This is a genomic window from Chryseobacterium gambrini (assembly GCF_900156825.1).
Classification (GTDB): Bacteria; Bacteroidota; Bacteroidia; order Flavobacteriales; family Weeksellaceae; genus Chryseobacterium; species Chryseobacterium gambrini.
This window is the reverse complement of record NZ_FTOV01000011.1, coordinates 131,339-152,583: the sequence shown is the minus strand read 5'-3', so window position 1 is coordinate 152,583 and position 21,245 is coordinate 131,339. Positions and strand designations below refer to the sequence as shown.

Annotated in this window: 25 protein-coding genes and 1 tRNA gene; 17 read left to right on the top strand and 9 right to left on the bottom strand. The window is 35.0% G+C overall.

Annotated elements, in window-relative coordinates; all coding sequences use genetic code 11:
- Window positions 1-3 precede the first annotated feature (3 nt).
- The 5 genes from ruvA to BW951_RS17480 all read right to left on the bottom strand — a co-directional run bounded on the left by ruvA (window position 4) and on the right by BW951_RS17480 (window position 4,852).
- Window positions 4-588, bottom strand: a complete 585-nt coding sequence (gene ruvA / locus BW951_RS17500) for a Holliday junction branch migration protein RuvA (protein WP_076395252.1) — start codon at window positions 586-588, stop codon at window positions 4-6.
- A gap of 171 nt (window positions 589-759) precedes the next feature.
- The gene (locus BW951_RS17495; protein WP_076395249.1) at window positions 760-960 is read right to left on the bottom strand and encodes a bacteriocin-like protein; all 201 of its coding nucleotides are present in this window, start codon (window positions 958-960) and stop codon (window positions 760-762) included.
- A 253-nt stretch (window positions 961-1,213) separates the two neighbouring features.
- The gene (locus tag BW951_RS17490; RefSeq protein ID WP_076395247.1) at window positions 1,214-3,508 is read right to left on the bottom strand and encodes an NADP-dependent malic enzyme; all 2,295 of its coding nucleotides are present in this window, start codon (window positions 3,506-3,508) and stop codon (window positions 1,214-1,216) included.
- A gap of 21 nt (window positions 3,509-3,529) precedes the next feature.
- Window positions 3,530-4,381: an ATPase gene (locus BW951_RS17485; protein ID WP_076395245.1), complete on the bottom strand. Its 852-nt coding sequence runs from the start codon at window positions 4,379-4,381 to the stop codon at window positions 3,530-3,532.
- 204 nt (window positions 4,382-4,585) lie between these two features.
- Window positions 4,586-4,852, bottom strand: a complete 267-nt coding sequence (locus tag BW951_RS17480; RefSeq protein WP_076395243.1) for a hypothetical protein — start codon at window positions 4,850-4,852, stop codon at window positions 4,586-4,588.
- Between the two features lie 233 nt (window positions 4,853-5,085).
- Here BW951_RS17480 and BW951_RS17475 point away from each other — a divergent pair, with 233 nt between their 5' ends.
- From BW951_RS17475 to BW951_RS17460, 4 genes are all read left to right on the top strand, one after another.
- On the top strand, window positions 5,086-5,544 hold the full coding sequence (locus tag BW951_RS17475) for a GtrA family protein (RefSeq protein ID WP_076395241.1): 459 nt from the start codon (window positions 5,086-5,088) through the stop codon (window positions 5,542-5,544).
- Window positions 5,545-5,547: 3 nt separating this feature from the next.
- Entirely contained in the window at window positions 5,548-6,276 is a 729-nt protein-coding gene (locus BW951_RS17470; RefSeq protein WP_228427559.1) for a lysophospholipid acyltransferase family protein, read from the top strand.
- A gap of 41 nt (window positions 6,277-6,317) precedes the next feature.
- Window positions 6,318-7,763, top strand: coding sequence for an MFS transporter (locus BW951_RS17465; protein ID WP_076395237.1), 1,446 nt, complete (start codon window positions 6,318-6,320; stop codon window positions 7,761-7,763).
- Window positions 7,764-7,854: 91 nt separating this feature from the next.
- Window positions 7,855-8,814 carry a DUF3810 domain-containing protein gene (locus BW951_RS17460; protein ID WP_084196480.1) on the top strand — a complete coding sequence of 320 codons (960 nt, stop codon included), beginning with the start codon at window positions 7,855-7,857 and terminating at the stop codon, window positions 8,812-8,814.
- 268 nt (window positions 8,815-9,082) lie between these two features.
- Here BW951_RS17460 and BW951_RS17455 read toward each other — a convergent pair whose 3' ends face one another.
- Both BW951_RS17455 and BW951_RS17450 read right to left on the bottom strand, forming a co-directional pair.
- On the bottom strand, window positions 9,083-9,694 hold the full coding sequence (locus BW951_RS17455; RefSeq protein WP_076395236.1) for a response regulator transcription factor: 612 nt from the start codon (window positions 9,692-9,694) through the stop codon (window positions 9,083-9,085).
- Entirely contained in the window at window positions 9,691-11,538 is a 1,848-nt protein-coding gene (locus BW951_RS17450) for a tetratricopeptide repeat-containing sensor histidine kinase (RefSeq protein ID WP_175608842.1), read from the bottom strand. Before BW951_RS17450 ends, BW951_RS17455 begins: the two co-directional genes overlap by 4 nt.
- Before the next feature lie 128 nt (window positions 11,539-11,666).
- Between BW951_RS17450 and BW951_RS17445 the strand changes: the two genes are divergently transcribed.
- From BW951_RS17445 to BW951_RS17405, 13 genes are all read left to right on the top strand, one after another.
- Complete coding sequence (locus BW951_RS17445; protein WP_076395232.1) at window positions 11,667-12,104, top strand: hypothetical protein; 438 nt, start codon at window positions 11,667-11,669, stop codon at window positions 12,102-12,104.
- A 98-nt stretch (window positions 12,105-12,202) separates the two neighbouring features.
- Window positions 12,203-12,364 carry a bacteriocin-like protein gene (locus tag BW951_RS22875; protein ID WP_165796747.1) on the top strand — a complete coding sequence of 54 codons (162 nt, stop codon included), beginning with the start codon at window positions 12,203-12,205 and terminating at the stop codon, window positions 12,362-12,364.
- Between the two features lie 12 nt (window positions 12,365-12,376).
- Window positions 12,377-12,520: a bacteriocin-like protein gene (locus BW951_RS23290; protein WP_165796748.1), complete on the top strand. Its 144-nt coding sequence runs from the start codon at window positions 12,377-12,379 to the stop codon at window positions 12,518-12,520.
- Between the two features lie 14 nt (window positions 12,521-12,534).
- Window positions 12,535-12,672: a bacteriocin-like protein gene (locus BW951_RS23285; protein WP_420866239.1), complete on the top strand. Its 138-nt coding sequence runs from the start codon at window positions 12,535-12,537 to the stop codon at window positions 12,670-12,672.
- A 380-nt stretch (window positions 12,673-13,052) separates the two neighbouring features.
- A complete protein-coding gene (locus tag BW951_RS17440; protein WP_076395276.1) occupies window positions 13,053-14,558 on the top strand; it encodes a thioredoxin domain-containing protein in 1,506 nt (501 codons plus the stop codon).
- A gap of 104 nt (window positions 14,559-14,662) precedes the next feature.
- A complete protein-coding gene (locus BW951_RS17435; protein ID WP_076395230.1) occupies window positions 14,663-14,860 on the top strand; it encodes a bacteriocin-like protein in 198 nt (65 codons plus the stop codon).
- Between the two features lie 25 nt (window positions 14,861-14,885).
- Window positions 14,886-15,059, top strand: a complete 174-nt coding sequence (locus BW951_RS22870; protein ID WP_157967282.1) for a bacteriocin-like protein — start codon at window positions 14,886-14,888, stop codon at window positions 15,057-15,059.
- Between the two features lie 13 nt (window positions 15,060-15,072).
- The gene (locus BW951_RS17430; protein ID WP_076395228.1) at window positions 15,073-15,273 is read left to right on the top strand and encodes a bacteriocin-like protein; all 201 of its coding nucleotides are present in this window, start codon (window positions 15,073-15,075) and stop codon (window positions 15,271-15,273) included.
- Between the two features lie 80 nt (window positions 15,274-15,353).
- Window positions 15,354-17,546: a peptidase domain-containing ABC transporter gene (locus BW951_RS17425; protein WP_076395225.1), complete on the top strand. Its 2,193-nt coding sequence runs from the start codon at window positions 15,354-15,356 to the stop codon at window positions 17,544-17,546.
- A gap of 70 nt (window positions 17,547-17,616) precedes the next feature.
- Window positions 17,617-17,796, top strand: coding sequence for a bacteriocin-like protein (locus BW951_RS22865; RefSeq protein WP_076395223.1), 180 nt, complete (start codon window positions 17,617-17,619; stop codon window positions 17,794-17,796).
- 28 nt (window positions 17,797-17,824) lie between these two features.
- Window positions 17,825-18,055, top strand: a complete 231-nt coding sequence (locus tag BW951_RS17415) for a bacteriocin-like protein (protein ID WP_076395221.1) — start codon at window positions 17,825-17,827, stop codon at window positions 18,053-18,055.
- Between the two features lie 24 nt (window positions 18,056-18,079).
- Entirely contained in the window at window positions 18,080-18,277 is a 198-nt protein-coding gene (locus BW951_RS17410; protein WP_076395219.1) for a bacteriocin-like protein, read from the top strand.
- A gap of 79 nt (window positions 18,278-18,356) precedes the next feature.
- A complete protein-coding gene (locus BW951_RS17405; RefSeq protein WP_076395216.1) occupies window positions 18,357-19,655 on the top strand; it encodes an HlyD family secretion protein in 1,299 nt (432 codons plus the stop codon).
- A gap of 144 nt (window positions 19,656-19,799) precedes the next feature.
- Here BW951_RS17405 and BW951_RS17400 read toward each other — a convergent pair.
- Window positions 19,800-19,873 (bottom strand) — tRNA-Met (locus tag BW951_RS17400).
- Between the two features lie 44 nt (window positions 19,874-19,917).
- A complete protein-coding gene (locus BW951_RS17395) occupies window positions 19,918-21,204 on the bottom strand; it encodes a peroxiredoxin family protein (RefSeq protein WP_076395215.1) in 1,287 nt (428 codons plus the stop codon).
- Between the last annotated feature and the right edge of the window lie 41 nt (window positions 21,205-21,245).

The window sequence follows — 21,245 nt, the reverse complement described above, 5'->3', positions numbered from 1 at the left end:
ATGTTAAATGTTTTTTAAAATTTGTTTTACCAACTCTTCTACTGAAATATTAGGATCCTGCTTCATGATTTTATCCGCAAGTTTCTCGCTCATTCGCTTAGGAATGCCCAAAACTTCTAATGCAGATAACGATTCTTCCTTGATTTTATTATTTGCAAACGTGGAAATGTTTTCTTCGGGATTGCTGAATTTCTGTACTTTATCCTTAAGATCCACAATGATTCTTTCGGCTGTTTTTGCCCCGATTCCTTTGGCTTTCTGAATGAGTGCGCTGTTTTTTGAGAGGATTGCCGAAGCGATCTCATCAAGACTTAAAGTAGACAGTAAAATAAGTGCTGAAACAGCTCCTACTCCATTAACGCTTATTAACAGATTGAACATATCTTTCTCTGAACGAGTGTTAAATCCGAATAGCAAATGAGCGTCTTCCCTGATGATCTGCTGAATAAAAAGAAAAGTTTCTTTATTGGTTGTGAGGGTTTGTGAGGTCATTAAACTGATACCTACATAGTAACCAACTCCTTGTACGTTGATTACTGCGTAAGTAGGCGTAAGTTCCTGAACAATGCCTTGAAGTGAAAATATCATTATTAATTTTTATAACTCCCAAATATAGTAATTTAAACTAAGTTATGTTTTCATTTCACGCGCGAATGATTTTTAACTTAATTTTTAACTGTAAATGCAATAATTTCTCAAAAAAAACGAAACCCATCCAAATGGACAGGTTTCATTTTCTTACTTTAATTTTACAAAAATCTACACCGGATTTATATCCAGACACATGCTGATGTTGCAGGCTCCGTTTATGCAGGTGGGCGTACATCCTACCAAACATAACTGTCCCTGAGAAGGAAGGCAGTAATATCCTCCGTCCGGAGACTGCAATGGCTTTCCTCCGGGTCCGCCTCCTGCAATCTGTCTTAAATTTTCTCTTGAAAGTTTTTTGAAATTTTTCATAATGTAATTTTTGGTTCTCCTAAAGTATTTAATTTACCTACCAGTTGAACAGATATTTAAATAATTAATTCTGAAAATGTATTTTACAATTTATTTTACCCTTAGAAAAGCTAGTATTCATAGGTATTTCAAAAGATTTTCAAAATATAAATTTGCCTGTCCTAATATCACAAAATTGTGAAATTAGGACGCAAAAAAAAGCAGTACACCGTTATTTTGTGTACTGCTTTCTATCTTAAGAACAGATTTTTTATTATTTCTTATCTTTTTTCTCTCTTCTCTGGGCATCCAGAACGGCAATGGTTGCAAGGTTTACAATCTCATCTACGCTTGAACGCATCTGTAAAACGTGAACCGGCTGTTTCAGTCCCATCAAAATTGGTCCGATTACCTGTGCTACTTTCATTCCTCTGATGATCTTGTAGGATAAGTTGGCGCTTTCAAGATTCGGGAAAATGAATGTATTGGCAGGCGTTGTTCCTAATTTTGAGAATGGATAATCGCTTAAGTGATCTGAATTCATCGCAAAATCCGGCTGAATTTCTCCGTCCACGATCATTTTCGGATATTTTTCGTGAAGGATGCTTACTGCTTTTGCTACTTTCTTTGAAGTTTCGGAGATGGCTGCGAAGTTTTCAAATCCAAGCATGGCGATTCTCGGTTCGATGGCAAAAGATTTTACGGTAAATTCTGCCATTTTAGCAATATTTACCAAATCTTCCGCTGTAGGATTCTGATTGATGGAGGTATCTGCGAAGAAAATTGGTTTCTTTTCAGACAAAATCATCATCATTGCCGCTACTTTATCTACTCCTTTATCTTTTTCAATTACTTCTAAAACTGGTCTAAGAACGGAGGTATAATTTTTAGAGAAACCAACAATTAATCCGTCTGTATCGCCGTGTTTAAGCATTAAAGGACCGAAATAATCTCTCTGGCGAACGAATCTTTTTGCTTTGTATTCGTTCATTCCCTTTCTCTGGCGAAGTTTCCAAAGTGTTTCTCTGTATTTTTTTCTGTTTTCTTTCTGATCGTCGTCGCTTGGATCAATAATCGGAATATCAAGATTGATCCCGAAATGTTCCATCTGCTCCTTGATGTATTTTTTATTTCCTAAAAGACTCGGATAGGCAATTCCTTCTTCATATAGAATCTGTGCCGCTTTCAGAACGTTATATTCTTCCGCATTTCCTAAAGTAATTCTTTTCGGATTGGCTTTTGCACGGTTCTGCATCATTCTTACCAGCTTCTCGTCTCTTCCCATTCTGTCGAGAAGGCTGTTTTCGTATTCTTCGAAATCGGTGATTGTTTTTCTGGCAATTCCGCTTTCTACTGCTGCTTTTGCTACCGCACTGGATACTTTTGTAATTAAACGGTTATCAAACGGTTTTGGAATAAAATATTCTCTTCCGAACTGCAGATTCTGAATATTATACGCTAAAATTACCGCCTCCGGAACAGGCTCTTTTGCCAGATCTGCAATAGCATGAACAGCCGCCAGTTTCATTGCTTCATTAATTCCTTTTGCCTGAACGTCTAATGCTCCGCGGAAAATATAAGGGAAACCGAGAACGTTATTAACCTGATTAGGATAATCACTTCTTCCTGTTGCCATGATGACATCTTTGCGGGTTTCAAGGGCTACATTGTACGCAATTTCCGGATCCGGATTTGCCAATGCAAAAACGATAGGATTTTCATTCATGCTCAGCAACATTTCCGGCGTCATTACATTTCCTTTTGATAATCCGACGAAAACGTCTGAACCTTTTACGGCATCTTCCAATGTTTCGATGTCCGTCTGAGCAACAAAATCGATTTTTTCGGGAGTAAGATTTTCTCTTTTGTGGTTAATCACTCCTTTACTGTCGCACATCAATACGTTTTCTCTTTTCAGACCAAGAGAAATATAAAGGTTGGTACACGCAATGGCTGCTGCTCCTGCTCCGTTCACCACCATTTTCACTTCTTCGATCTTTTTATTCGCAATCTGAAGAGAGTTGATTAATGCTGCTGCAGAAATGATCGCCGTTCCGTGCTGATCGTCGTGCATCAAAGGAATATCCAGTTCTTCTTTGAGTCTCTGTTCGATATAAAATGCTTCCGGAGCTTTAATATCTTCCAGATTGATTCCTCCAAAAGTAGGAGCAATACCTTTTACAATTTCTATGAATTTATCAGGATCTTTTTCGTTGATTTCAATATCGAAAACGTTAATGTCCGCAAAAATTTTGAATAAAAGACCTTTCCCTTCCATTACCGGCTTCGAAGCTTCTGCACCGATATCTCCCAAACCCAAAACTGCGGTACCGTTTGAAATAACAGCTACCAGATTTCCTTTTCCTGTATAATCGTACACCGTTTCAGGCTTATCGTGGATTTCCATACAAGGAACTGCAACCCCCGGAGAATACGCCAAAGACAAATCTCTCTGAGATGAGTGTGGTTTTGAAGGGATCACTTCGATCTTACCTTTAGGTTCGGCTTTATGATAGTCTAAAGCCGCCTGATTAAAGTTCTTTTCGTCGCGGTGGGTTTTACTTGACATATAATGAATTTTGTTATTTAATTATAATATATATTGAATGTGGTAGCTTACGAGACTTTCGATAGGCTTCTGAACAATCTGTCCCACATTAAGATTAAGCTCTGCCGCTGCAGAACGTAAAACATCTTCGTAATAATAGGCTATTGATCCGATGAAATTGATCTCGGCATCTTTGGCTTCTACATAGGGAAGCACCTGATAATCGAAAAAATTAAGCATTTCTTCATGCACCATTTTCTGTAAATACGGATGATCTTTTCTTTCCACTACAAATTTGTTGAAATCTGCTAAGTAAGCATTGGGTCTTGGAGTGTGATACATGTTTTTCAAAGCTTCCTCCACAGTCAGCTTATACGTTTCTTCAAACTCCGATGAGAGATCTGCGGGAAGTTTCTGCATAAAGAATCTTCTTACCAGTTGTTTACCGATCGCACTTCCGCTTCCTTCGTCTCCGACAAGAAATCCGAGAGAAGGCAACTGGATCTTAATGGTTTCTCCGTTAAAATAGCAAGAATTGGAACCGGTTCCCAAAATACAAACAATGGCGGGCTTTCCTCTGTAAGCGGCATAAGCTGCTGCTGTGAGATCCTCTTTAACAATAATTTCTGCGCCAATGAATACTTTGCCCAGCTCTTCTATAATGATATCACAATTTTGCTGAACACCACATCCTGAACCATAAAAAAAGATTTTCTTAATCGAATTTTTAACGGTGGTAAGGCTTGTATTTTTTTCAATTTCAGGAACAATAAGTTCTTTGTTGATGAAGTTTGGGTTGAAGCCAATGGTTTCTGTTTTCAGGAAGACCTTTTTAAAATCGTCCAAAATTACCCAGTCGGATTTTGTAGAACCACTATCAACAATAGCAACCATATTTTACATTTTAGTTTAAGGATGCTAAATTATGAATTTATCTTGTAAGATGACGGATTCTGAACATGACATATGTGTTATTTGTGGCATCGCAAGTTTGTTGCCTTTTTTGTATGATCTAAAAACAGAATCATCATCAAAATAAAAGGAGAGCTCACTAATTTCGTAAAGCTCTCTTTCAGTAATTTTTTTTCAGATGCATTGTTATTGTTTTATGTCTGTCGTCTTTTTATCGTTAAACCGGATCAGCCAGTCTTCAATTTCATCTTCCAGATAAGAGGTCTGAAGAATCATGGCATTGATGAAGTCATCGGGAACAGGTTCGTCTGTTGCATTTTCAAGATTCCAAAGTTCATTGGACATATTTTCATATTCGGAATAGACACGTTTGAAGCGTGAATTTTCTCTTTCTAGAGCTTCAATATTTTGTTGCTGAAGCTGGAATTTTCTGTATTTGTTTTGACGTTTCATACAAATATTATTAAAATGTGGTCGTAAAAATTTTTGATCGTATGCTTCTAATCACGCATTACAAGATAGAAAAAACCATCAACACAAATAGTTGAAAATGAATTTATTATCAGGTCAGGTTTACATCATTCTGAAAATTAAATTTAGAAATAATTTTGAATCTAAAAAAATATTTAACATCTTTTTTTACCGGTTTAACATATAATTATAAATTTGCATATCATAAAAATCGGATGAGAGATTTAATACTACGTCAGAAACAGGTTTTGTTCTTCATCATTGCAGGAGGACTCAGTGCGGTTGTGGAAATCGGGAGTTTTAAACTCTTCAGCACTTCTCTTCCTCAGTTTTTTCCGCGCGAAACCAATTTCCACGGGATCCATTATCCGCTGAGTAATATTTTCTCTACAAGCTGCGGAATCATCACCAATTATTTTCTGAGCATCTGGTTTGTTTTCGAAAGAGGAAAGCATTCCAAAAGAAAAGAATTTGCCTATTTTATGATGGTTTCTTTTATTTCAACCTTATTAAGTCTCGGTTTTTTCCAGATTTTCTACAGTTATATATTTAAGGATAATATAGATTTGATTATTTATACGCTGAGTCCGGAAATGATCAGTAAAATTGCTGCCATTCTGCTGGTTTCGGTTTTAAATTATTCCATCAAGAAAAAAGTAATCTTTAACGGATAGGCTGTGACGAAAGTTTTAAATTACCTCTGGAGATTCTGGATGCTGATTTTAGCATTTGTCTTCACCATCCTTTTCGGAATTCCGGTTTACATTTTATCATTCAATAAAAACCATTATAAATATGCTTACCGGTTTGTACGATGGTGGAGCTACTGTATTTTTTTCGGGATCGGTCTGCGGTACGATCTTACGAAGCTTTCTGATCAGAAATTAGACAAAAACCAACAGTACGTTTTCATATCTAACCACACATCGATTATGGATATTATGCTGATGTGTATTTTGTGTGCAGATCATCCTGTTTGCTTTGTGGGAAAAAAAGAACTGGTAAAAATTCCGATTTTCGGAACCATCTATAAAAGGATCTGTGTGATGGTAGACCGTAAAAGCGCAAGAAGCCGCGCCGATGTTTACCGGAGATGCGCCGAAAAAATGGAAGAAGGAAACAGCATCGTCATTTTTCCGGAAGGCGGTGTTCCGGATGACACGTCCATTATTCTGGATGAATTTAAAGATGGTGCATTTACGCTTTCTTCAAAACACAACTCTCCTATTGTGGTCTTTACTTTCGTGGGATTAAAGGAAATTTTCCCGTTTGACAATTCCAAAGGTTATCCCGGTAAAGCAAAAGTTTATTTCAACGGAATTTTAATTCCTTCAGAATCACCGAAAGACCTTAAATCGTCCGCTTTTGAGACAATAAAAAAAACATTGTTAAAACACTATAATTAATAGAAATAATATATATTTGTTTTCAGAAATTTTCAACAAATATGTCAAATTATTCTAAACAAACTAATTGGGGACAATTTATCCCATTGGTTACTGTATTTTTTTTCTGGGGATTTGTGGCGGCAAGTAATGACATTTTGATCCCGGTTTTTCAAAAAGCCTTTAATTTATCTCAAACCGAAAGTATGCTTGTACAGATATGCTTCTATGTGGCATATACAGTGGGCTCTTTGATTTATATGCTGGTCTCTGCGGGATTAAAGCAGGATCTGGTGAATAAAATAGGTTACAAAAACGGGCTTATTGTCGGGCTTCTTATTTCTGCAGCAGGAACTTTACTGTTTTATCCGGCTGCCAATATGCATTCTTTCCCTTTAATGATCTCCGGTTTATTTATTGTGGGATTGGGGTTCTCTTTACAGCAGATTGTTGCCAACCCTTTAGCTATCGAAGTAGGACCATCTGAAACGGGTTCTCAGAGATTAACAATGGCAGGAGGAATCAATAATCTTGGAACTACAATCGGTCCGCTGATTGTTTCTTTTGCGATTTTCGGATCTGCAGCTGCATCGAATAATAATGCAAGTGTTGAAAGTGTAAAAATTCCTTACCTTATTTTAGGAGCAGCCTTTGTTCTGGTTGCGATTATGCTTAAATTTTCTTCGCTTCCGGCAGTTACTCCAACAATTACCGAAGATACGGATGACAGCGTAAAAGGACAGCACAGAAAGTCTGCACTGCAGTATCCACAGCTTATCTTAGGGATGATTGCCATCTTTGTTTATGTAGGTGTGGAAGTTTCTACTGCAAGTAATCTTCCTGCTTATATGGAAAAAAGCTTAGGATTTGAAACAAAAGATGTCGCTCCTTATATTTCATTATACTGGGCGTCATTAATGATCGGTCGTTGGACTGGTGCTGTTGAAGCTTTCGACGTAAGTGCAGGATTTAAAAAGATTTTAAGATTCTTAGCTCCTTATCTTGCTTTTGGGGTATTCCTTTTGGTAAATGCAATTGCAAAACACGATCTGTCTCATTTCTATGTTTACGGATTAATTATTATTGCAATGATTATCTGTGACATTTTGAGTAAAGGAAATCCAGCGAGAATGCTTCTTATTTTCTCGGCTGCAGGTATTACCGCTTTACTGACCGGTATGTTTACTGAAGGAATGGTTTCTGTATATGCTTTTACAAGCGTTGGACTATTCTGTTCTACTCTTTGGCCATGTATTTTCGCTTTAGCCATCAATGGTTTGGGAAAACACACCAATCAGGGTTCAGGATTATTGATTATGATGATTATGGGAGGAGGAATTGTAAGCCTTATTCAGGGATATGTAGCAGATCTTACCAATATTCACTTCAGTTATATTGTAGGGGTGATCTGTTTTGCTTATCTTGCTTTCTATGCTATAAGAGTAAGCGGAATTTTGAAATCTCAGGGAATTGATCTTGACAAAATCACAAAAGGCAGTGGTCATTAAGAAAACGAACATACGATATAAGAAAAGGTTTTGGGCAGGTTTATTACTTGCCCAATTTCTTTTGTTCTATGCTTTTTCAAAATCTGAAATCATGATTTCTTTTTTTGAGACTTTATTTGAAGTTCAGAAAACGGTTCATCAGATTACATTTTCATGGATTCCTTTTTCCTTTGGAGATGTACTTTATATTTTGCTGGGAATTTTTCTTGTGTATTGTATCATTACATCATTTAAAAAGAAAAACAGGAATTCTTCTTTTTTAAAAATATTAATGAGCATAAACATTTTCTATTTTTCGTATCAGATATTCTGGGGAATGCTCTATTTTCAGACTCCTATTATTAAAAAGCTTCCAAGCCAGAAAGAACCTACTGTTGAAAAGGCAAAAGTATTGGCTTTAAAATATCTCGCGCGATGCAAGGAAACACGAAAACTGACTTCTGAAGATAAAAACGGAATTTTTATTCTGAAAGATCTAAAAGCTGTTCAGACAGAAATTCTTTCGCAGCAGACAAAACTTCCAGAAAACATTTCGGGTAAAAAAGCTTCTGAAATTAATTCCTTCAAACCCAGCTTATTTAAAAACGTGATGAATTTCACGGGAATTCTGGGATATTACAATCCATTCACGGCAGAAGCTCAGTACAACTCACAATTGCCGAATACGCTTATTCCTTTCACTTCTGCACATGAAAGTTCTCACCAGCTTGGTTTTGCCAGAGAGCAGGAAGCGAATTTCGTGGGATATCTCATCGGGATTCATTCGGAAAATACAGATCTGCGATACAGCACAGAATATTTTACCTTAAAAAGCCTGTTGAATTTTATCGCAGATAAAGATCCTGAATTTGTAAAATCTGTTTTGAAAAACTATTCTCCGGAGATGAAAAAAGACAGAGCTTATGAAAAGGCTTTTGTTCTGAAACATCAGGGATTGCTGGATGACTTTTTCGGCTTTACGAACAACCTTTTCCTGAAAAGCAATCAGCAGGAAGGTACGGTTACCTACTCCTATTTTATTGATCTTCTGATGAATTACGAAAAGGAATAAAAAAACAAAAGAATCGTATCAGGCGATACGATTCTAAAAACACAAATGATGAAAAAAAATTTATTACCTTGACTTGTTCCCTCATTCAAGGCGATGTAAAAGTACAATTTTTTTCAGAAATACAAAAGTAATTTTACTTTTTTTAAAAACTTTATGAAAACTTTATGAATTTTTAAGTTTTTTTGAGTTCGTTTGAAATTGTTTTTATTCACACTAAATAGCTGATAAAAAGATTATTGTCATAAAATGTCTTTTCCAAAAATAAAAATTAAACATCCAGCAATCCCAAAGTAATGGATTTTTTAACGAGAGCCGCAATATTATTCACCTGAAGCTTATTGAAAATATTCTTTCGGTGGGTTTCTACAGTATGTTTGCTGATGTAGAGCTTTTCTGCAATTTCTTCTGTTGTAAAACCTTTTCCAATATAGCTTATGATCTCTTTTTCTCTTTTGCTTACAATATTTTTGCTGAAATCATATTTCGCTGCAGGCTGGAAATCCTTGTGAAATACTTTTGCATCATTCCAGACCATATTTTTTATACCTGCAATAAGTACATCAGAATCTGCATCTTTCAGCAAATATCCATCTACATCATCCGTAGAAACCATATTGGAATAAGAACTCATAGTCAGGATCTTAACGGTCGGATAAAGCTTTCTTATCATTTTAGACAGTTCGATTCCGTTGATTTGAGGCATGGAAATATCAGTAATCAACAGATCCGGAATTTCAGATTGTAAATTTCTCATCAGATCAGAATAGGTATTGCAGGAATAAATTACCTTAAAGTGTTCTTCCTGCTCCAGAAGCATAGTGAGACCTTTTAAAAAAATAAGGTGATCATCTATAATGGCAATTTTTATTGTACTTCTCATTGTTTTAAATCAATAATTACAGTTGTTCCTTTGTCTTTAGTAGACTGTATATTTATTTCACCTGATATGATTTCCAATCTGTCCTGAATATTTTTAAGCCCGACTCCTTTTTCATTCATAGAAAACCCGACTCCGTTATCCGTAATGAAAATATTAATATCATTAAGATCTCTGTTGACGGACAACTCTACTTCTGTTGCTTTGGCGTGTCTGGAAATATTATTCAGCAATTCCTGCAAAATTCTGTAAAGGTTTATTTTTTTAATTTCGCTTAAATCATCCAATGCATTTTCAGGATAGATGTAAAGATAAAAACTGAATTCATTACGTTGCTCATAAATGGTTTTCAAATCAAGTAAAAGATCCTTAAGGTTTTTGTCTCTCAGATTATTAATACTCAGATTATGAGAAATCTCCCTTATTTCCTGAAATAAATTAGAAATATTGTCCTGAATTTTATCTAAATTTTTATTGTTAAGATCCGCATTCTCTTTTGCCAATAAGAGTTTTATTCCTGCCAAATCACCCGCGACACCGTCATGAAGATCTTTGGCAATTCTATTACGTTCAATATCCTGTCCTTTTACAAGAGCAGTCATTTCTTTAAGTTCCTGTTCTCTTAATAATCTTTCTTTTTCCTGTTGATGATTAATATTTTCCTGAAGCCTTAATTTTTTTAGAAACTGAGCTCTTTTATATCCAAAGTATAAAAAACCCGTTAATATAAAAATAGATAAAAGAGAGGTAACAACCACTAATTTATTCTTTTTCTCCTGCAGTTCTTTCTGCTGATTCAGGAGCTTAATCTGGCTGTTTTTTTTATCAACTTCATATCTGGTAATAATTTCATTGATGTTTCGGTTTTTTTCAACGCTAAAAATACTGTCATTCAATTTATTGTAGATTTTCAGGTACTGATAAGCTTCTTTGTAGTCTCCGTTTTTACTGAAAACTGTATTGAGATCATCCATCAATGATATTTTATAATCCAACGGAATCGCAGGATTATCTGCAATTTTCTCTGCTTTTAAATAATAAGTTATCGCCTCAGAATACTGTTTTTTTTTATAATGATACCCTCCTAAATTATAGTAGTATAAAAAATTTAAGCTCGAATCTCCGATATCTTCAATCAATATTTTTGCAGCCTTGAGGTGCAATAAAGCAGCAGCCAGATTTTTCCTTTGATCGCCCATAAAAAAGACAGCCAGATTGATATGAATGTCATACTGCCACTTTTTCTGATCCAGTTGTCTGGCTATAGAAAGTGCATCTTTGAAATACATCAATGCTGAATCCGGATTTTTTTTCCGCAGAATCATGCCTAAATTATTACTGCTTCCAAACTGCTCAGAAATTAAATTCTTCTCTTTTGTAAACCGATAATCTTCCTGAAAATATTGTATCGCCTGAACAGTATCATTTTGAGATAAAAACAGATTTCCCAAATTTTTTAAGGCAAAGCTTTTTTCGTTAAGCTCCCGCTTTTCAGAAATTTTTAATGATTTTAAAAACAGCTGTATTGCAAGCTGGTAATTGCTCTTATTATTTTCAATAAGTCCCAATTGATTGTAAGCAAGAGCCTGAGTCTGAAAATTATCTGAACGAAAAGCAACAGGAATCGATTTTTTAATATAGTATTGTGCTTTTTCAATGTCTCCTTTCTGGTAAAAACAATATCCCAGTCCATACAATCCTTTAGAAAGATAAAAATTATCCCCTTTTCTTTCACTGATTATTTTCACTTTGTTGATGTAATACACAGAAGAGTCTAAATCTGTGATTAAATTTCTTCTGTATTTTGTAAGGAAATCTTCAATCTCAGTATCCTTTTTCTGAGCCATAAAAAAGACACTGCTTAATAAACAGAATAAAATAAAATGTTTCATCATAAAAAGTAAATATACCATATTTATGGGATAGTGTATAAAGTTGATTAATAATACTTTTGATAAAACAAAACCAATTTATGATGTTAAAAACAATATTATTTCTTTTTTTAGGCTCCTCCTTCTATTTTGGGCAAAGCATAAAAAATCCAGGATCTTTTTCAGGTCAGTCAAATTCTGCATGTACAGATTGCACCCTGAATCTGGCAGTCAGTTCTGAAGGCGACGGAACCAAAGCAACGGGAACAAGCGGACAGGGAAGCGGAACAACATCAGATGATGTAGAACTACTTATCCGACAAACCAAGAACTCACTAATCATTCAGTTAATGCCACAAAATAGAAATCTTCGCGCATTTACTATTTATGATTCGGCATGGAATATTAAGAAAGCGCAGCAGATTAGCCCTACAAATTCTTATACGATTGATACATCTGATCTGTTATCGGGAAATTATACGATTGAACTGGAAATTGTTTCGCCAAACGTAAGTATGCAGCAATCTTTTACCAAGGAATAATTAAAAAAACAGAATATGATGAATTGCAAATCATCATCAATATCTAACGCGTAATCCGAAAAGCGATAAAGAGTAGGAACAATTAAAATTAATATTCTATGAAAAATTTGAAAAAATTATCCCGACCAGAATTAAAATCTGTCAATGGAGGATGGTACGACTGTGGAGGTCCTTTTCCGCCGGCAATCTGTAAATGCAAAAGAGGACAGCAATTGTGTCCGGATGGAACGTGTAGACCAGCTAATGCAGTATGCCCTTAATTCCCTTTAATTATGAAAAATCTTAAAAAACTAGATCGAAACGAAATGAAAGCGGTTTTAGGAGGACTGGCTTGCAGAACGGATGACGGTTATTGTCCCGGAGGTTCTATTTGTTGTGGTACGCTTTGCCGATTACCAAGACAATGTAATATGTAAAGAACAAAAGAATTATGGAAAATTTAAAAAAGTTGAGCCGAGCAGAATTAAAAGTTTTAACGGGCGGAATATCTCCATACATCGTAAAATGCTGTAAGGATAGAACCTGCCCTACAAATCCTTACTGCCTTAGAGTTTTAACTCCGGTTTAGAAAAATTGCAGGAAAAATTTTGCAGAAAAAGCAATTCACAAATTAAAAAAGTTGAGAAGCATTTGGTGTTTCTCAACTTTTTAAATTAATGTTTACGATGATAATTTATTTTTTAGAATTATTATCTGCTTAAAATGATTTTAGAATTAAACGCTAGTTTTAATTTATAGAACTTTTATTTCAGGAAAAGAGAAAAAACTTAACTTTTCTTCCCTCTTTTATGTCCTGAATGATCTAATTTTTCTAAAAACAGCCATCTCAAAAAAAAATTAATTCATATAAAACATTCATAAGCAATAAAATAAACATAAATCACGTTAAAATGAAAAAAGTATTTGTTTTTTTCAAACATCTGCTTATTTTAGATGAAAAATATTAATATGCTATTGGACAAACTCATTAACTATCTAAAACTCGACAAACAGGAGTTTCTTTTTCAGTTTAACTCACACCCAAATTATCCTTCTGCTTTAGCTTTCAGCGACACATTAAATTTCATGGGCGTACGAAATGATGCGTACGAATTAGATAAAGAATACTGGGATGAACTTCCTGAAGAGTTTATTACCATTGTAGATAATTCTTTTTCGCTCGTTAAAAAAAACGGCACACAATATTCCATTTATTCCGATAAAGCAAAGACTTTAAATAAAGAAGAACTGCACAAAAAATCCACAGATTTTGTTTTGCTGTTTGAAAAAGATAAAGTTGAGCAAAAATCCGTGACAAGCTACAAACCTTTTATTTATGCTATTTTTGCGGTTGTTTTAATCTATTCAGCAATTAATTTAGCTTGGTATGAAGCGGTTTTCAATGTTTTATCATTGGTAGGAGTGTATATTTCTTTAGAACTTTTCAATCAGAAATTCGGAAATACTTCTACCGTTATCGGAAGTATTTGTGGAGATACAGCAGGAAATCAGGCTGTAAATTCCTGCAGCAAAATCATTACACAGGATAAGACAAGCATTTTAGGGCTTAAGTTCTCAGATTTTTCTCTGATCTATTTTGTTGGACTTACCATTTTAGGATTGTTTCTTCCTGCAACTTCACTTATTATTAAAGGTTTTACCTTTGCTTCGGTTATCGCAATCGGCTATTCTTTATATGTTCAGGGATTTGTTGAAAAAACTTTTTGCCGTGTCTGCCTTTTGATTATTTCTATTTTAACAGCCCAGATTTTAATCAGTGTTTTGCTTTTTCCAATTATCTCTTTTGATCTGAAAACCGCTTTACTTAGTATTATTTTATGGATTGCTGTATTTTCAATGGTTTTGTATTTAAACAATACGCTTGAAGAAAGAGAAACTCTGCAAAAATCGAATGCAAAAAATTTAAGATTCAAAAGAAATTATGAACTTTTCAAAAGAGAACTATCAGAAAAAGAAAAAGTAACATTTTCTGATAATGAAACTTTCTTTATAGGAAATAAAGATGCCAAACTGCATTTATCGATTGTTTCAAATCCATACTGCGGATTTTGTAAAGATGCTCATAAAATTGTAGAAACTTTACTTACAAAATATCCAAATGACATTTCAGTGCAGATGAGATTTAACTATTCTCTGGATAAACAGAACGAGAAATTCACGAATCTGATTTCAGATTTCATGTATACCTACCGAAATAAACCATCTCAGGAGTTCTTACAACTTATAGAATATTGGTTTGAAAACAAAGATGAAAATAAAGTAAGACAAAAAGCAGGAACGAATGCCGCTCAGGAGGATCTTACTCCTCTTGTGGAAATGTCTGCCGAAAACAGAAATGCTGGATTAAATTTTACCCCAATCATTTTGATCAACGGTTATCAGTTTCCGGATAAATACGATCGTGAAGATATTTACTATTTTATTGATGAATTGTCTGAAGACGAAGAAATTTAACGGGTAATTAATTTTTGTAATACAAAATTCACTAATTTAGGAAAAATTTAAAGCGGAATCCGAAAAGCTTAAAAAGAGTAGGAAATCAAACAAATTATTATACTATGAAAAATCTAAAGAAAATTGCAAGAGAAGATCTCAGAATGATTCAGGGAGGTTACGGTCCTCCGGTAAGTGACGGAATGGGAGGATGGTATTGCCCAAACCGTACAGAAGTAATGTGTCTGAACGGATGTACAGTTCTTTGCATGAGTGGAACTCAGTGTAAACCATCTTTCTGCATTGATCCAATCTTTGGATAAAATAACAGAACCAAATCATTAAATTATGAAAAATCTAAAAAAGCTTAACCGAAATCAACTAAAAACAGTTACAGGTGGAATTGCTTGCAGAACCGAAGATGATTACTGCCCCGGAACTTCTGTATGCTGCAGAAACGGCGGTCAGTTCGACGGATTATGCAGAAGTTTACAACAAATGGCAACGCAATGCGCATTTTAAATAAATAATTACTATGAAAAATCTAAAAAAACTTTCAAGAGAAAACTTGAAATCTGTAAAAGGAGGTGTAAAAGAAGGATGTCCTGGACCAAAATCACCATATTATCGTCCATATGCTACACAAGCAGAGTGTGAGGCAGCCACAGGAAAAACCTGCTCATATTCAGAAGAAAGCTATTGCTTTCCTGCAGGATGGAATGCAGATCTTCTATAAAAATTAAAAATTTAATTTTTTGAAAGAAATAGTTGTCGTCGAACCGGCGGCAACTTATTTATAAATAAAAACGTCAATCATTGAAATCTTTTCCTTTCTATCGTCAACCAGACTCAAAAGACTGCGGTCCTACCTGCCTTCGTATTGTAAGCAAACATTATGGCAAAAGTATCTCGCTCCAACAAATTCGTAACCTTTCAGAAACGACAAGGGAAGGAAGCAGCTTACTCGGATTGAGTGATGCTGCGGAAGACCTTGGGTTCCGTTCTTTAGGAGTTCAGATTAATTTTGAATCTCTTGCAGAGGAAGTTCCGTTTCCCTGTATTGTCCACTGGAATAAAAATCACTTCGTGGTTGTTTATAAAATAGACAAAAACAACAAAGTTTACGTTTCAGATCCCGGATACGGACTCATTACCTACACGAGAGAAGAATTCATCAAGTTATGGATCGGTGAAAATGCCAATGAAAAAACAGAAGAGGGAATTGTACTTATTTTAGAAACCACCCCTGCTTTTTTTCAAACAGAATTTGATGATCAGGAAAGTAAAGCCAGTTTTTCTTTTCTTTCAAAATATGTATTAAAATATAAATCGCTGGTTATCCAGCTCGCAGTAGGTCTTTTGGCAGGAAGTTTACTTTCTCTGATTTTCCCTTTCCTTACCCAGAGTATTGTCGATGTTGGTATTCAGAATCAGGATCTTAATTTCATTTATCTTGTCCTTTTAGCACAAGTGATGCTTTTTATGGGAAGAATGGGAATTGAAATGATCCGAAGCTGGATTTTGCTTCATCTTTCGGCAAGGATTAATATTTCTATTATTTCCGATTTCTTTATTAAACTCATGAAGCTTCCGATCAGTTTTTTCGATACGAGAATGACCGGAGACATCATGCAGAGAATTAATGACCATCACAGAATCGAGCAGCTTCTCACAAGTTCTTCGCTGAACACCCTGTTTTCATTAGTCAATCTTATTATTTTCAGTATCGTACTGTTATTTTATGATTACAGGCTGTTTATCGTCTATCTTATCGGAGCGGCAGCTTACATCGGATGGATCAGTTTTTTCCTGAGCAAAAGAAAAGAACTCGATTACAAAAGATTTTCGCAGGTTTCTCAGGAGCAGAGCAAAGTGATCGAACTGATCAACGGAATGCAGGAGATAAAAATGCATAATGCCGAGAAACAAAAAAGATGGGACTGGGAATTTCTACAGGTGAAATTATTCAAGCTGAGAATAAAATCTTTGTCTTTGGAACAGTGGCAGTCTGTAGGAGGAAATTTCATTAACCAGATGAAAGATATTTTCGTGAGCTTTCTTTCGGCAAAATTGGTGCTTGAAGGAAATTTAACGTTAGGGATGATGCTTTCAGTTCAGTATATCATCGGACAATTAAACAGCCCTTTGCTTCAGCTGATCGATTTTATAAAACAGTTTCAGGATGCTAAAATTTCTTTGGAAAGATTGGGTGAAATTCATGATAAGGATGACGAGGAGAATAAGGAAGAGCAATATTCCCACGAAATTCCGGAAAAAGACATTCTGGTGGAAAACGTTTCATTCAGATATACCGGCTCCGATGTTCCGGTTTTTGAAAATCTTACATTGAGCATTCCTTTTCAGAAAACGACAGCCATTGTAGGAGCAAGCGGAAGCGGAAAAACAACACTTTTGAAACTTTTAATGAAATTCTACGAACCTTCTCAGGGAGAAATTCGATTAGGAAATACAAAACTCAATAATATTTCCCCGAGATTCTGGAGAGATCATTGCGGAGTGGTAATGCAGGAAGGATATGTTTTTAATGATACTATTGCCAATAATATTGCCGTTGGTGAAGATTATGTAGATAAGCAAAAATTGAGGAGATCCGTAGAAATCGCCAACATTAAAGAATTTATTGAAGAATTGCCATTAAGCTACAACACAAAAATCGGAAATGAAGGTTTGGGAGTGAGCGGCGGGCAAAAGCAGAGACTTTTCATTGCAAGAGCGGTTTATAAATCTCCTGATTATATTTTATTTGATGAAGCAACTTCTGCTTTGGATGCAAACAATGAAAAAGTGATCATGGAAAATCTCGAACAGTTCTTCAAAGGAAAAACAGCAGTTGTGATCGCTCACAGGCTTTCCACTGTAAAACACGCCGATAAAATCATTGTTTTAGATAAAGGAAAAGTAGTAGAAGAAGGAAATCATGCGGAATTGGTTGCTCTGAGAGGAGAATATTACCGATTGGTAAAGAATCAGTTAGAACTTGGAAATTAAATTTCAGGTATATCATATAGCGAAATCCGAAAAGCTTATAGAGTAGGAATAATTTACAAAATCAAATTTTATGAAAAAAATGAAGAAGCTAACAAGAGAAAATCTTAAAAACGTAAAAGGAGCAGGCGGGCCCTCATATCCGGACGACTCTATTTATTATTGCCACTGCGGCGGTACTGGATGGTATATTGCAGAGGAAAAGTCGTGTATGGATATTAACGGGAATTATTATCCGCCCATTTGTCAGTAATTCAATTTAAATCACATTTAAAATTACTATGAAAAATCTTAAAAAATTAACGCGCAAAGATCTTAAACATGTAAAAGGGAGCGGAGGCGGATTTCCGGGTGAAGGTTTAGGAGGTAGCGATTGCGGAGACTATTTTCCGGTAGACCCTCCAATGCCTGGACAGCCTTATAACTGCGGATGTAATTACCTTGCATGGTGTGAAAAAATGTCTGCCTGCGTACACATGAATTTTTACAGTGCAGAAAACTGCCATCTTTAATACAAACTAAAACAAATTTTAATTATGAAAAATTTAAAAAAATTAACAAGAAAAGATTTAAAAGATCTTAAAGGAGGAGGATTAAACGATTGCGGAGCATATTTCCCACCTGAACCACCACTTCCGGGAGAACCGTACGATTGTGGCTGCAACCTTATGTGGTGCTCAAAAAGAAGTGCATGTATTCATCAGAATATGTACTCACCGCAAATTTGCGAATAATTAAAAATTTTTAGATTTCAACTTAAATCTAATGCATAAAACAGCAATCTTCTTAACGGAAGATTGCTTCTATTAAAATATGGAAAAAGACATTTTAGATAATATTGAGCTTCGTTCTGAAAGTGTTCAGGATATTTTGACCCAACCTCCTCACTGGATGATCCGTTGGGGAAATACCATTATATTTTTGATTTTAGTGCTTATTTTAATAATGAGCTACGTCATCAAATATCCGGAATTTATTCCTGCGCCTATTATTGTGACTTCACAAAATCCACCGGAGAAATTAGAAGCCAGAACCAATTCTAAAATTGAAAAAATATTTATCAAAGATCATCAGGAAGTTAAAAAAGATCAGGTATTGATGGTCATGCAGTCTTCTGCCAACTACAAAGATGTTCTTGCATTAAAAAAAATAATCGATTCTTTATCACCCAATAGATTATCATCATTTCCACTCAGCGAAACCTCTCATTTCAAATTGGGAGAACTTCAGGGAGATTATAACAGTTTTGCAAAAGCTTTTCAGGATGAAGCTCTGTTTACAAGACTGCAGCCTTACGCTCCGGAAAATCTTGCCGCTAACCAGAGTCTTTCCGAATACAGGGTAAGAATTGCCACTACCAAACAGCAAAAAAGCCTTGAACAGGCAAAATATGAGCTTACCAAGAAAAATTACATCCGTTCTCAGGAGTTATTCAATCAAGGAGTTATTTCCTCCATGGAGCTTGAAAATGAAAAAATAAAATACATACAGGCGCAGCAAAATTTAGAAAACATCAACATTTCTCTTTCACAGATGGAAGAAGGAATTTCTAATTTAAATAAAACAAAAAGCGGAACAGCTATTAACACAGAAAAAGATAAAATTACCTACTCTTCCCAGACTTTACAGCTTTTTGAACAATTGAGAAAATCGCTGAAGCAATGGGAGCAAAATTATCTTCTTATTTCGAATACAGATGGTATTGCCAGTTTTCAGCAGTTTTTCGGCGAAAATCAGTTTATAAAAGCAGGAGATGCCGTTTTATCTATTCTTCCTAAAAACCGGGAAAAACTAGTCGGCAGAATGTCGGTTCCGGCTACCAACTCAGGTAAGATTGCTTCGGGTGAAAAGGTTTTGATTAAGCTCGACAATTACCGTTATCAGGAATACGGAATCGTAGAAGGAAAAGTACAGAATATTTCTCTGTCTCCCGATAAAGAAGGAAATTACTACGTAGATGTACTTCTTCCAAAAGGATTAAAAACCAGCTACAATAAAAACTTGGTTTTCGATAAAGAATTAAAAGGAAGTGCGGAAATTGTTACTCAGGATTTAAGGTTGATTGAGCGCTTCTTTTATCAGATGAGAAAATTATTAGGATATCAAAGCTAATACAAATATAGAAACCGGAACGCCCTTGTTTCGGTTTTATTTTTTGTATTCCGTTAAAAATAGCTGATTTTTATAAATAGAAAACTACCATGATTATCAAATAAAAAGGTTTCAGGATATTTCTTGAAACCTTTTATTCATATGTAGCGAAGACGGGAATTGAACCCGTGACCTCAGGGTTATGAATCCTGCGCTCTAACCAACTGAGCTACCTCGCCGTTTTGGTGGTGCAAATATACAAAAATATTTACTCCCTCCAAATTTATTTTAACTTAAAATATTCCAAAACATCACCAACATGCTCTGGTTTGCTGATTATCTTATTGTTAGCATCCAAAATAAAATACGTAGGAGTTGCATGAACATTGTATGTATCTACGTAAGTACTGTTCCAACCTTTCAGTTCAGAATCATTTACCCATGGAAATGCTGCAATCTTTTTAGAATAAGAATCTTTATCCACATCTAAAGATAAACCAACAACCTGAACATTTTTAGCCTTCAAATCGCTGTATTTAGCCAATAATTGAGGAAGCTCACTTTCACAGTGAGAACACGTGGAAGACCAGAAAATAACTACCTTTTTATCAGCCTTAATATCCTGTAAAGATTTAGCAGTAGTATTAACCGGTGAATTAAACTTATAATTAGGGAAAACTGCTCCCATTTCAACGTTGGCATTAGATTTCAACGTGGAAGCAAGCCTGTCGGTAATTGTGCATTTTAGATTTTTAGCCAGATTAAGATATTTATCCTTGAAATCCTGCATATCATATACATCAAAAATATCGATCAATTCAGAAAGTACGGTCTGTCCTCGGGGAGTTTCTACTTTTAATATATCTAAAAGTTTATCCACAGAGGCTGTAACATTAGTATTGCCACCCGAATTCAGATAACTTACTAAAATTGGTCTCAAAAGTGATGATGTTTCTAACATATCGTTAGACTTATCAATAAAATTGATGATTTCGTCCTGAGTTACTTTTTTAGAAGCATCACCAGACAAAAATTTACTGTAATTGGTATTGTAATAATAGATAAAAGGATGCTGCGCCTGATCTATTCCGGAAGAGCTTCCTGAAAGTCTGTTGATTTCAGTCTTTAAAGCTTTTCCAAACTCCGTATTGTCTTTATAATATTCTTTGATCTGTGCTAAAGCAGGAAGAATAAGTTCTTTCTTCTGTGAGCCTTCCTGAAGCTTACTCATCACATCATTGGCTTCATCAAGATAAACGATATCCTTTATTTTATTAGCCTGCGTTTCAAGCTTAACACTTACATTTTTATTTTCTGAAATGAAATTGAAAGTATTATTGGAGTTGGGAAAATAGACTTTCATCATTCCCATATAATTTTTGGGATATTTAAAAGTCCATACATTATTTTTACTTTGTTCTTTGGTTACAATAATATCCTTAGAACCATTTAAAGTATATAAAATTGCGTCTTGATCTTTAAAATCGGCAGGAGCCTGAATGGAGACTGTAAACTGAGCCTGTAATGAAAATGCAGCTGCTAAAGCTGATATTGTAAAAATTTTTTTCATAACGTAAAAATAAAAAAACTCTCCGAGTAATCAGAGAGTTT